At 38.7% G+C, this 12907-nt stretch carries 12 protein-coding genes; 4 read left to right on the forward strand and 8 right to left on the reverse strand.

All coding sequences use genetic code 11. The features are described 5' to 3' along the window. Positions 1-6 precede the first annotated feature (6 nt). The 3 genes from psbA to H6F39_RS12890 all read right to left on the reverse strand — a co-directional run bounded on the left by psbA (position 7) and on the right by H6F39_RS12890 (position 5259). Positions 7-1089, reverse strand: coding sequence for a photosystem II q(b) protein (psbA, locus tag H6F39_RS12880; RefSeq protein ID WP_137908128.1), 1083 nt, complete (start codon positions 1087-1089; stop codon positions 7-9). 177 nt (positions 1090-1266) lie between these two features. Further along, positions 1267-2745, reverse strand: a complete 1479-nt coding sequence (locus tag H6F39_RS12885; RefSeq protein ID WP_137908129.1) for an MBOAT family protein — start codon at positions 2743-2745, stop codon at positions 1267-1269. Positions 2746-2826: 81 nt separating this feature from the next. Further along, positions 2827-5259, reverse strand: coding sequence for a DUF1574 family protein (locus tag H6F39_RS12890; RefSeq protein ID WP_190396820.1), 2433 nt, complete (start codon positions 5257-5259; stop codon positions 2827-2829). 213 nt (positions 5260-5472) lie between these two features. Here H6F39_RS12890 and H6F39_RS12895 point away from each other — a divergent pair, with 213 nt between their 5' ends. After that, positions 5473-5709 carry a hypothetical protein gene (locus H6F39_RS12895; RefSeq protein ID WP_137908131.1) on the forward strand — a complete coding sequence of 79 codons (237 nt, stop codon included), beginning with the start codon at positions 5473-5475 and terminating at the stop codon, positions 5707-5709. Between the two features lie 117 nt (positions 5710-5826). On the opposite strand, the gene H6F39_RS12900 is transcribed toward H6F39_RS12895, so the two are convergent. The 5 genes from H6F39_RS12900 to H6F39_RS12920 all read right to left on the reverse strand — a co-directional run bounded on the left by H6F39_RS12900 (position 5827) and on the right by H6F39_RS12920 (position 9043). Continuing rightward, on the reverse strand, positions 5827-6708 hold the full coding sequence (locus H6F39_RS12900; RefSeq protein ID WP_137908132.1) for a M23 family metallopeptidase: 882 nt from the start codon (positions 6706-6708) through the stop codon (positions 5827-5829). A 201-nt stretch (positions 6709-6909) separates the two neighbouring features. Continuing rightward, entirely contained in the window at positions 6910-7254 is a 345-nt protein-coding gene (locus H6F39_RS12905) for a DUF760 domain-containing protein (RefSeq protein ID WP_137908133.1), read from the reverse strand. A gap of 131 nt (positions 7255-7385) precedes the next feature. Then, positions 7386-7925 carry an SMC-Scp complex subunit ScpB gene (gene scpB / locus H6F39_RS12910; protein ID WP_137908134.1) on the reverse strand — a complete coding sequence of 180 codons (540 nt, stop codon included), beginning with the start codon at positions 7923-7925 and terminating at the stop codon, positions 7386-7388. A gap of 76 nt (positions 7926-8001) precedes the next feature. Then, complete coding sequence (gene ispD / locus H6F39_RS12915) at positions 8002-8679, reverse strand: 2-C-methyl-D-erythritol 4-phosphate cytidylyltransferase (protein WP_137908135.1); 678 nt, start codon at positions 8677-8679, stop codon at positions 8002-8004. A gap of 118 nt (positions 8680-8797) precedes the next feature. Continuing rightward, positions 8798-9043 carry a hypothetical protein gene (locus tag H6F39_RS12920; RefSeq protein WP_137908154.1) on the reverse strand — a complete coding sequence of 82 codons (246 nt, stop codon included), beginning with the start codon at positions 9041-9043 and terminating at the stop codon, positions 8798-8800. Between the two features lie 82 nt (positions 9044-9125). On the opposite strand from H6F39_RS12920, the gene H6F39_RS12925 reads away from it, so the two are divergent. The 3 genes from H6F39_RS12925 to H6F39_RS21170 all read left to right on the forward strand — a co-directional run bounded on the left by H6F39_RS12925 (position 9126) and on the right by H6F39_RS21170 (position 12875). After that, positions 9126-9728, forward strand: a complete 603-nt coding sequence (locus H6F39_RS12925) for a DUF3318 domain-containing protein (protein WP_190396821.1) — start codon at positions 9126-9128, stop codon at positions 9726-9728. 149 nt (positions 9729-9877) lie between these two features. Beyond that, positions 9878-10852: a DUF362 domain-containing protein gene (locus H6F39_RS12930; protein WP_137908156.1), complete on the forward strand. Its 975-nt coding sequence runs from the start codon at positions 9878-9880 to the stop codon at positions 10850-10852. A 469-nt stretch (positions 10853-11321) separates the two neighbouring features. Next, on the forward strand, positions 11322-12875 hold the full coding sequence (locus H6F39_RS21170) for a hypothetical protein (protein ID WP_370539390.1): 1554 nt from the start codon (positions 11322-11324) through the stop codon (positions 12873-12875). Positions 12876-12907 lie beyond the last annotated feature (32 nt).

The raw sequence follows: 12907 nt of genomic DNA on the forward strand, positions 1-12907 counted from the left end.
TAATTATTAACCGTTGATTGCAGGAGCGCTCAAAGCAACAGGAGCAACATCAGCAGCAGCCAAGTCTAGGGGGAAGTTGTGAGCGTTGCGCTCGTGCATTACTTCCATACCTAAGTTAGCGCGGTTGATTACGTCAGCCCATGTAGAAATTACACGACCTTGAGAATCAATGATTGATTGGTTGAAGTTAAATCCGTTCAAGTTGAACGCCATTGTGCTTACACCCAAAGCTGTAAACCAGATACCAACTACTGGCCAAGCAGCTAAGAAGAAGTGTAAAGAACGGCTGTTGTTGAAGGAAGCGTATTGGAAAATCAACCGACCGAAGTAACCGTGTGCTGCAACGATGTTATAGGTTTCTTCTTCTTGACCGAATTTATAACCGTAGTTTTGTGATTCGTTCTCGGTTGTTTCTTTAACCAAGGAAGAAGTTACCAAAGAACCGTGCATTGCAGAGAACAAAGAACCACCGAATACACCAGCTACACCTAACATATGGAAGGGGTGCATCAAGATATTGTGTTCTGCTTGGAACACAATCATGAAGTTGAATGTACCGGAAATACCTAAAGGCATACCGTCAGAGAATGAACCTTGACCGATGGGGTAAATCAAGAATACTGCGGTAGCTGCTGCTACAGGAGCAGAGAAAGCTAGGCAAATCCAAGGACGCATTCCCAAGCGGTAAGAAAGTTCCCATTCACGACCGAGGTAGCAGAATACGCCGATCAAGAAGTGGAATACTACTAACTGGTAAGGACCGCCGTTATACAACCACTCATCTAAAGAAGCTGCTTCCCAAATTGGGTAGAAGTGTAAACCGATAGCGTTAGAGGAAGGAACTACTGCACCGGAAATGATGTTATTTCCGTATAGTAAAGAACCTGCAACTGGCTCACGGATACCGTCAATGTCAACGGGAGGAGCAGCAATGAAAGCAATGATGAAGCAGGTGGTAGCAGCTAATAGGGTAGGGATCATCAATACTCCGAACCAACCGATATATAGACGGTTGTCAGTGCTGGTGATGAATTCGCAGAAGCGATCCCATACGTTGGCGCTTTGGCGCTGTTGTAAGGTGGTGGTCATTTTATGAGTGCTTTATGTTCGTATGATGTTTGGTAGGTTGTTTTGCCTACCTGAATACAACATTAAAGGATAAATTGAAATTTGTAAAGATAATTAAAATTAGTATTAGTTATGTCAGTTATATGTTTTCCTGATGTAATTAGGTATACAGGAAATTTATTCGAGCAGATAATTCCTCTAAAAATCAAAGTAGATATAAGGTAAACTCCCTTGAGGAGCTAATAACCAAACTGCGTAAAAGCATAAGGGGACGAGAACAATCTTCATTTGCCAGCTAAAATCTAATTTCATCCTTCCTTTGAAGCTATATGATACAGTCATTAGCATGGTTATACTTGCTAATAAGTAAAAAATTTGATATTGATTGCTGTTCAGAGCTTCTGCATAAACCTTTTCCGCAAATTGTTGATCAGCAGGATAACCCCAAAGATGCTGTATGACTAAACTAGAGTCCCGGAGGTTGGGGAGACGAAACCAAATCCAAGATGTAAAAACCATGATTTGTGTTAGCAGCCAAGCGCAGATTATTCCGAGTGGATTTTGCCAAAATAGGTTAAGAATTGTTAAGCGATCGCTTAAAAAAGCCGTGAGACGATGAACTGCTAAAGCGATACCATGGAATAGACCCCAAACAATAAAACCCCAGGCTGAACCGTGCCAAATCCCAGCTAATAGCATTACTATCAATAAATTTCCGCAAGTACGTATCAATCCGCGCCGAGAACCACCCAAAGGGAAGTAAAGATAATTACGCAACCAATCACCTAATGTGATGTGCCAACGTCGCCAAAAATCCGCAATACTGGTACTGAAGTAGGGGAAATTAAAATTTTCCGGTAAAACTAAACCGAACAGTAAAGCACTACCACGGGCAATATCTACGTAACCATTAAAATCTAAATATAACTGTAGTCCATAAGCAAAAGTAGCTAACCACAAATCAGTGCTACCTGCTCTTTGTAAATTACCAAAACATAAATCAACAAATATGCCCAGATTATCGGCAAAAATTCCTTTTTTAACCGCACCTCGCGCAATTAACCACAGTCCTTCAGCCGTCCTATCAATACTAGGAAGTTGTAGTGTATTGAATTGAAATTCCAGATGATGATAACGAGTAATTGGTCCAGAAATAAGTTTTGCAAAAAATAATTTATATGTGGCAAATTCTATAAAATTAGCCGCAGCAGGATCACCACGATAGACATCTATCAAATAAGCAATACATTCAAATGTAAAGAAAGAAATTCCCAAGGGAGAAACTATCTTAGTTAATGATCCATCTGAGTGATTAAACAGATGAAAAAATAAATTTTGTAGATGATTTATATACTTAAAACCCAAGAGAATAAAAAGATTAAAAACTATACCAATCCATAATAGATTTCGCCGATTTCGATGCCATTCCTCTGGAGATAAATCCGAGTCTTGAGAATGCTTGTTTGATGAGGTATTATTGCTAATTCCTAAACCTAAGCGGAAGTTGATAAAAGTTAGTATTAAAAGTAATGGTAAATATCGAATGTGCAAAGATGAGTAAAACAAAATACTGGCTATTAGGAGAATCCATAATCGGAAATTTGCTAAATACACATTCCAGTAAATTACCAAGACACTTAACAGAAAAATCCCATAGAAAATTGATATGAATTTCATTGTTTAATTACTAATTATGATAGTTTTGAATTATTCACAGAGGAAAAATAACATAATACCCTTTGCTATTTTCCCATTTAATTACTTTTTTGTCCAGGAAATAATTGGATCTAGTGCCAAGTTTTTTGAAACCTCATAGGCACCATAGCGGTTAATGTGACTGGGGTCAGAAAAGTAATTACTTGCTGTTGGCCATAGTTGACTTAAATCACGGTAAATAAAATGAGGATCACTTGTAAATTTTAATAAATGCTTTTGAAACTGCTGTTCATACTTTGTGCGAACCGGATCTAAATAATCTGAAGTGAGGGGCATATTTACAAATACCAAGGATATATTATTTTTTTTAGTAAAATCTAACACTGAACGAAATGCCTGTTCTTGTTTACCCGCAAGCTGGAAAGATTTATAATCATTGTCGTAATCTCCAGAAACTTTTGGATATTTTTGATAATATGTAGCCGGATTAAATCGAACAGATATAGGTAGAAATCCATCAAAATCAACTCCTTGTAGAGAATTAGTCATTGCGGAGTAACTTGTGAGGTTAACCTTTGATTTAACCTGGAGATGTTGATAACTAAAAGGTAGATTTTCAAATTTTTTTTGCAGAAGAGTTTTAATTTGCTCACGGTTTTTATAACTAGCAGATAACCCAGATAAAGACTGATTTAGCCAACTGTCAGCCGCTTGATAGATGTTAATATCTTTTGTTGCTGATTTACTGCTAATCTCTCCTATAAAACCTTCTTTATTTTTATTTACTACATCAGCATTTACTCTGGTTCTAGTTTTCTGTAATACTTGTTTATATCCTTGTGAGACAGCAATTGCATTGAAAGTAATATCTTCTCGTCCATTATTAAAAGCGCGAGAACCATCAGCCCATAAAATTAGTTTCGGCAGTTCTTCAGGTTCTAAAATCTGACGAATCAGACAGTCAACAACTTGGGCTGTTGCTCCATTAATGCCAAAGTTAAATATATCAAGATTGCTATGACCTTGGCTGACTAAAGCCCTAGAAAGGGCTAGGGGGTCAACTCCTCTGAGGGCGCGGGAAGAACCAACAATTAAGACATCAGGTGGGCGTTTTTTCATAGCTAAACGCTGTTTATATAGAGCTAATTGCTCATCTAATTGCCTAGCATTAAAACTGGGCATTTGTGATCGGGCCGCTAATAGAATAGCTGTGGCAGTGGCGTTTTCTGTTAATGGTGCTACTGCGAAATTAGTATCATGATCATTGATAAATCCAGAGGCATTAAAAGTAGATTGATCATGATTAAGTGATTTCGGTGTTACTGATTGATTTGAAACTGGTCTTGTTTGATTATTTTCTCTTGGCAAAGATGGCTGAGATGCTAAGGGTAAAGGTGAAACAATATTGTTACTAACACTAACTTGGGGATAACTTTTAAGAGAACGTGCTAAGACATAACTTAATATCAAATCACTTTGTAAAGCTAGAAGTAATCCTAATCCCAGCCAAATCATACCACCACCAATTCCTTTATGATCTTTATGATCAGGGTTTTGATTTGTGTCGTGATTAAATATTGTAAATAATTGGCTGTTTAAAAGTAACTGTCGGATTTGTTTATTAATATTTACTGCCCAATTTTTTGCTATTTGTTTGCCCAAATTGTGTACTTTCTCATTTCTTGAATTAAGACATAGAATTGGTTCACGAGTCTGATGAGTAATCTGGTAACTTACATATTCAGATGTAACAGCAAATTCCAGTGTCTCTGTGGGGATTAGTCGGGAACGTTCTACCATGTTAAGTCCATGAAACCACATCAGTTCTTTATCGGCAGCCCGACGAACATCAATAGAAAAACCACTTATAGCAGAAATTTGCAGTTCGCGGATAATAAATTGAGTAAATTTCCTAGAGACTTGATAGAGTGTAGGACAAATGGGATGATCACAGATAATATGTAATAAATCTTCTGTGGGAATTAGCATCACCCGGATAGCAGATGTTTCCAACATTCTAGCGATCGCTGGCACATTTCCCGAATCATCCCATGGTTTTAACATCACCTCTGGAGTTGTCAAATTTAGGTGCGACAGCCAATCTGCCTCTATATCTCTTTGATGTGCCAAACTCTCATTAGAGATCATCAGTGGACTATCTGAGCCTGTGGGTGTTTCTGTCCCTGCTAATAATGATTTTTCTACCTGTTCTAAATATTGATTCAGTTGATTTAAGTACAATCTATAACACCATTGGGCAATATCTTCACCTAGTTTGCGACCATAAACTAATACTTGGTATATTGAGGATTGATCATTATTAGTCAGGCTGTCTACATTGTTTTCTTCTAGTTGTTGCAGTAACTCCAACAGGGTTTGCCAACCTTGTGGACACTCAACACTTTCACAGAGAATATATAGGTTATTACCTAGCCATCGGACTTTGATTACGTAAGTATTTATATTTACTGCATGACTCACCGATGGTGCTAAAAATTGTTGACGATTAAATAATTTAAATAATACTGTTTTCATGGGCAGTGAAATTTAACAGGAAGGGTGTACTGGAGGATTTTGACTGTACTTGTCAGCTATAACCATAGAATTATCGCACTTTAGCGGTTTTTTTACAATTTTGTTACCTTCGCGGCTGGCAAAATTGACAAAAATACAAAGATAGTGCTATCAAGTTAGAGACTGGGAAAAAGCAGAAAAAATTTATTCATTTACTAACTATTAAGAATTACAATGTCACCTGTAAACCAACAGTTCTTTTCTCAACCCAGATTAAATTTAATTCCATTCACCATTCCCCTATCTTGTTTTTTGCAAGCTGGTACAGTATCTATACTCATGTTGATCATAGCTCAAAAAGCCACCAGTGATGCTTTAGTAAGCCTGGGAGAGGCAAGTGAGGAATTATTTCGCGGTGATCGCTTGCCTGTCCTCAGTTTTCCAGACGATCACGAATTAAACCAGGATTAAAAACTTATATATACATAGTATATACTTAGAAAATTTCCAACGTCATCGTGAAATTCATCTGCGGTTAATGATCAGGAATAACTTGTGAAAAACCCGATGTTTGAAAATGGACAGAGTTTAAATTAAAAATCCTTTGGGATCTTTGGCTTCCCAACCCAAGAAACCGTTAACACGGATTTCAAAATGAAGATGGGGTTGAATAGAGGTTGGTTGTCCTGTAGTTCCAACTGTTCCCAAAATATCGCCTTTATTGACCTTTTTACCTAGAGTAACTTTAATGCCGTCAAGTTGGGCGTAACGGCTTTGTAAGCCATCTGCATGGTTAATAATGACTAACTTGCCATAACTACCCTGTTCCTTGGCAAAAACGACGATTCCGGGAGCGATCGCTACCACAGGAGTACCTACAGGTGCTAATAAATCCACCCCACTATGAAAAACAGCCTCCTTGGTCACGGGGTGATAGTTCCAACCATAACCTAATGCCACACTTGTAGTATTAGGGAGAGGATAACCAGTAATTTTTCCATTACTACCCACGGTTGTGGTAGCTTTTGTGGCTATCTTAGGGGGAAATTTTACACCTGGAATTATTGGTAAAAAGACAAATTTAGGGTTTTCCTGACAACCATTAATTTCAAATACCGTATCCGGGCGAACTTGATACTTAGATGCTATTTGTCGCCAAGTTTGATGGGGAGGAATTTCCACAACCATGCCATTAAAAGGGGGAATTTGTAGTGTTGTTCCCGCACTTACCACCCCCTTCCCCACGGATGGATTCATAGCGATAATTGTTTCTGGTGCTAGATGATAGTGACTGGCTATAGCTGCTAAAGTTTCACCAGGGCTTACCTGATGACGTTGAATACGAGCTAAAACCGGACTAGGGCAATTTCTGGGACGAGCATTGGCGGTTTGTGATTGCGGCTGTGTAGATAATAATCCCAACGTGCTAAAAAATGTGAGAAAACAAAGTGAACAATAGGAAAATTTCATGTAAACAAGTCCACAAATCGCTAATTTTTAGATTTTAGTTGCGGATTCTTAAAGATAGGATAAAGATTTTGCTTATATCTATAGGTTCATCTAGGGGAGAGGTTAGCAGCGGTTACAGCAAATTATCATCAGTGATACCACAATGCCTAAAACTGCTATAAATAAAAATACAGGCATGAATAAACACGCCTGTGGGGTTGACTATTGATTGGATAAATGTTCCAATTGCATTCTCTGTTCCATTTGGCGGAGAAAATAGCCCGTCATCATTGCCGAGGCCAGTAGCCCTGCTAGATTATCCCGATCTGTTGTAATCTGGACATGAAAATGCTCTGGTGGCATCATCCCCACTAGTCCTTGGACATTCTGGGAAATGATTTGTTTAATTTCGGGGCTGACAGATTGGGCGACACGGGCTAAAACTTCGGGAGATTGATGCTGTAAATACTTGAGTAATTGATTAGGGTTTTCCCCAAAGCGATCATTCAGAAGTTGATTAGGGTGTTGCTCAGAGTCGTCATGCGAAAAGTCAGGATCAAACACCATTGGCGATTTATATTAGCTTAACTGCTGATTCTACTCTAAACCATATTAGTAAACTAGCGCATTTTCTACGGGGAATAGATAAAATGTATGGTAGGCTACCTGCGTGGATTCTGTTTGTGTGGTGATGATTCCTAATGGCTGGGACTATCCTCTAAATTCAGTTCTAGTTGTTGTTCTTTTTCTGGAGTTGTCAAAATTTGAGGAAGTTGTTCGATTTGGAAATATTGATGAAATTTTGCCGTTATTTGCAGGGAGTAGGAACGAGAATCACTTTCTCGGCGTTTGCGAACAAAACCAGATTCTACTAATTCTTGAACGTGCTGATAAGCACCAGAACCACGAATGTTAATTAATTCGCTTTGTAATATGGGATTATGAAGAGCGATCGCTGCTAATGTTCTTAAAGCCCCTACGCCCAATTCTACTGGTATCAGAACTTGTACTAAATCATGAAAATCTGAGCGCAGTTGTAAACTATAACCATGTTCAGTTTCTACGACTTCTAAAGCCGTATCCCGTCGGGCATAATTCTCAATTAGTTCGATAACCCCCGCTTCTGCTCTAGGGCGATCGCACTTGGCATATTCAGCAATTTCACTGATAGATAAGGGTTTACCTTTTAAATAAAGAATCGCTTCTATCGTTGTGGCTATAGATATATTCTTGACCATTCAGAATTTTAGATTTTAGATTTGGGATTTTAGATTTGTAAATTAGTCACTAAAAAAAACTCTTACCTCTTGCCTGCTACCTATGACTAAGTATAAATTCAGCGATCGCTAGATCTTGAGGAGTGGTAATTTTCAAGTTAGTCTCCTCCCCAGGAACTATTCGCACTTCCAGACCGCATTTTTCAAACAAAGCCGCATCATCGGTAACTTCCCAACCTTGACGTACACCTTCAGCATGACAATGTTTTAACAAATTAACATCAAACCCCTGGGGAGTTTGAGCCGCCCATAATTGCTTACGCTCTGGTGTGCTTGTAATAATACCATTTTCATCAACAACTTTAATCGTATCTTTAACAGGTACAGCCGCAATTAAACCAGAACAATTTAGAATTGCGTCCGAACAAACATCAAATAAATTTGGTGTTACTAAACAACGAGCGCCATCATGAATTAATACTTGTCCCGCATTAGTTGGGAATGCCTGTAAACCATTATAAACAGACTCCTGACGAGTAGAACCACCAGGAATTAATGCTATTGTTTTTTTCAGCTTTAAGTCAGCGATAATGGATTTAAAATCATCCCAATCGGGTGGTTGGGAAACAATTCCTATCCAACTAATAGAACTTGCGGCTTCTGCGGCTAACAAAGTCCAAGCAATCAAAGGTTTTGAACGTACCTGTAATAAAAGTTTATTACGGTTCGCGCCCATTCTTTTGCCACTTCCGGCTGCGGGAATTAGTAAATGCACAACTTTCCTAAATATTTAACTAATAGATTAAATTTAGATTAAATTAAAATGTTGCATTAAAGTCTTAGTTAAGATAGATCCCCGACTTCTCAAGGCAGTCGGGGATATCAGATAAAAATCATTTTTCCGCAGATAAATTTGTTGGTGGCCGATCATTACTCCAAGCCCACCAGACATAACCGCAATGACAATGATAAAATTCTTGCCATTTACGCAGACGATCTGCGGTAGTTACAGGCGATCGCCTATTTAACCACACATTAACAGCCTCTCGACTACTGGCGTGGCATTTGGGACAATGAAACTGATAGGCGTGAGTTGCCTGATTTGTCCATTCTGGGGGATGAGGATCAAAAGCGTCCATATAAATATAAAGTGATAAAGTGTAATAAAGTGTAATCTTAATAGCCACGGAATATAGATAATTATGACTAATAATGGATGCTATGGAGCCAAATATTGAAATTCGTCGTTTATTGGATGTCATGCCTGCTTCTGGGCGAATGATGACGAAAATCCTCAGTAAACCAGAACAAAAACAGGTAATAGATGCTGCTTTTCCCCTGCCTTTGAGTCAATCAAGACCGATATATATTAATTTCGATTTGTGGCGACGGTTAACAAAACCCCAACGGGATTTACTGCTATTGCAGATGGTTTGCTGGTTAACAGGGGTAAAATGGTTACAACCCAATATTTATCAAGGAGTAGTTTTAGCGGGGTTTATGGGGGGAATATTGGAGGCGGTGCAGTCTGATGTAGTAGGTATGGTAATATCTGGGGGATTAACTGCTTTAGCTGCCATACAGATTTGGCGCATGAATAGATCTCAGGAATCAAAATTAAATGCTGATATAGCGGCTATTCGTATTGCCCAAAGACGAGGTTATTCAGAAACCGAAGCCGCCGAACATTTGTTAACAGCCATTGAAGCTGTAGCAAAAATAGAAGAGCGTTCTGGACTGAATTTTAGTGAATTAATTCGTTGTCAAAACTTGAAAGTAATCGCCGGTTTATCGCCAGTTGGTATTCCTAAAAACTATCAATAGAACAAGTATTAACGATTTTCTGTCACTATTTAGATAAATAATTTTCAGTTGTTGTAGTCATGGAATTGATGAAGCCGGGAACATTGATTTTATGGCCATTTGCTTTATATTATGATCATGTCACCAAATTATTACGCATATTATTACCCATGCAAACCCCAAAACCATCTGTTAGTCTAATTCGTGCCAAATCCTACGAACAAGAAGCTTTAAAAGAATCTTTGGAAATACTGCTAGAACCTTTGGGGGGAATGGCTGCCTTTGTGAAACCAGGAAATCGGGTTTTACTCAAACCTAACCTGCTCACAGGTTCTCGGCCTACAAAAGAATGTACCACACGACCAGAATTAGTCCGTGCTGTTGCTGAAATGGTAATTGCAGTTGGTGGAAACCCATTTTTAGGGGATAGTCCTGCTTTTGGTAGTGCTAAAGGTGTAGCAATAGCCAATGGTTTATTACCAATTTTAGCAGAACTGAATTTACCACTTGTTGAATTTCATGGCCAACGTTATCAAACAGTAAATGACAATTTCAATCACTTACTTTTATCAAAAGAAGCAATGTCAGCAGACGTGGTTATTAACCTTCCCAAAGTTAAATCTCATCTGCAATTAACCCTAACATTGGGAGTAAAAAATCTGTTTGGTTGTGTTCCTGGTAAAATGAAAGCCTGGTGGCATCTAGAAGCTGGTAAAGATGCTAATAAATTCGGTGAAATGTTAGTAGAAACTGCCAGAGCAATTAATCCCACTTTAACAATTTTGGATGGTATTATTGGTCATGAAGGTAATGGACCTAGTGCCGGAGAACCTCGAAACTTAGAAATTTTAGCAGCTTCTAGTAATGTCTTTGCTTTAGATAGAGCAATGTTAGAAATTCTCCAAGTTGCACCGGCACAAGTTCCCACAGTTGCAGCCTCTCAAAGATTAGGAATATGTCCAGAGTTAAATGATATTCACTTTCCTAATTTATCACCTGATTTACTACAAATTACAGATTGGCAATTACCCGACAAATTAATGCCTATAGATTTTGCCATGCCCCGTGTGATTAAATCTACCTTTAGACATCTTTACATCCGATTTATCAAAGAACCCATGAGTGCTTATATAAAAACTCCTTAGTATCATTGAATTGAGTTTTAACTCTGGGAGTATCTAAATAAGATACAAACTGTCTGAGTTTATGCAGTATACTCCACTCATACGTACTAAAATCTATTTTAGTGGAGTATTTTTATACTTTTAATATACCATATATACAGTAATTTACTGAGTATAAATTAAATAAGTTGAATAGTAAAGCTGAAATTCAGGTCAGAGATAAATCTCTAAAATCCTTGATTAATAAGGCTTTTAAAAAATTAGACAAAAATCTTTATTCTCAATAAGAATTGCATAATGCCTATAGTTTCATTGGTTCTTGCGACTAAACCCATATCAATTTCCCTCTGTCAAAGGGTTTTAAATAACTGAGTCCCAATATTACATATTATTAAATTAACTTTTGTAAATGATTGTTGAAAAAGTATCCAGGATATAAAATAATCATTTTGTTGTTATGTGTGAATCAACACAATGTGGCTGACAGACAATGCAACCATTTAAACTGCCAGCATTTTATATGCCCTGGCCAGCGCGGCTGAATCCAAACCTGGAAGCGGCACGAGTGCATTCCAAAGCCTGGGCTTATGAAATGGGAATACTTGGCTCAAAAGAGGAGTCCCAAGGTGAGCCTATATGGGATGAACGTAAATTTGATGCTCACGACTATGCTTTACTTTGTTCTTATACTCATCCAGACACGCCCTCAACAGAGTTGAATCTGGTAACGGATTGGTATGTATGGGTATTCTTTTTCGATGATCACTTTCTGGAAATCTATAAGCGCAGTCAGGATCTAATTGGGGCAAAGGAGTATCTTGACCGACTACCGGCATTTATGCCAATTTATCCCCAAGATAACCTTCCCTTTCCCACGAACCCAGTAGAGCGCGGTTTAGCTGACTTGTGGTCTCGTACTGCCTTTACTAAGTCCGTAGAATGGCGGCAAAGATTCTTTGAAAGTACCAAAAATCTTTTAGATGAGTCAATGTGGGAACTAGCAAATATTAATCAAAATCGTATTGCTAACCCCATTGAATACATTGAAATGCGGCGGAAAGTTGGGGGCGCACCTTGGTCAGCAGATTTAGTCGAACACGCGGCCTTTGTGGAAGTTCCGGCTAAAATTGCGGCAACTAGACCCATGCGGGTTTTAAAAGACACATTTGCTGATGGTGTACATCTCCGCAATGATCTATTCTCCTACCAAAGAGAGGTGGAAGAGGAAGGTGAAAATTCTAACTGTGTGCTTGTAGTTGAGCGTTTCTTGAATGTGAGTACCCAAGAGGCCGCTAACCTCACTAACGAACTACTCAACTCCCGTTTATACCAATTTGACAACACTGCTGTCACGGAATTACCCTCTCTTTTTGAGGAGTACGGAGTAGATCCAGTAGAGCGTGTGAATGTTCTCCTTTACATTAAAGGACTTCAAGATTGGCAATCTGGTGGTCACGAGTGGCACATGAGGTCAAGCCGCTATATGAACAAGCAAGAGCCGGATAATTCAGGTACATCTGTGACTTTGGGTGGGCCTACTGGGCTAGGAACATCGGCCGCGCGGCTAGAATCCTTATCCACTACTTTGGGTTTGAGAAGGTTTAAAAGTTTTACTCATGTTCCTTATCAAACTGTAGGATCAGTAAAACTGCCTAAGTTTTATATGCCCTTCTCTACCACCTTAAATCCTAATTTGGATGCCGCACGGAATCATTCCAAAGAATGGGCGCGTCGGATGGGAATGTTAGAATCATTACCTGAGATTCCTGATGCTTTTATCTGGAATGACCATAAGTTTGATGTTGCTGACGTGGCTTTATGCGGTGCGTGGATACATCCAAATGGTTCTGAGCATGAGCTAAATTTAACAGCTTGTTGGCTGGTTTGGGGAACTTATGCGGATGATTATTTCCCAGCAATCTATGGTAATAACCGCGACTTGGCAGGTGCAAAAGTCTTTAATCCCACATTCCGCACCCCAAACTGTCACAGAGGTAAATTACGTAGAGAAAAAATTAAAGAGAGCATCAAAACAAACATATAAAGTGAAAAAAGGCATTTGAGAAACAGTAAATC

The organism is Dolichospermum sp. FACHB-1250 (assembly GCF_014696335.1).
Taxonomy (GTDB): Bacteria; Cyanobacteriota; Cyanobacteriia; order Cyanobacteriales; family Nostocaceae; genus Dolichospermum; species Dolichospermum planctonicum.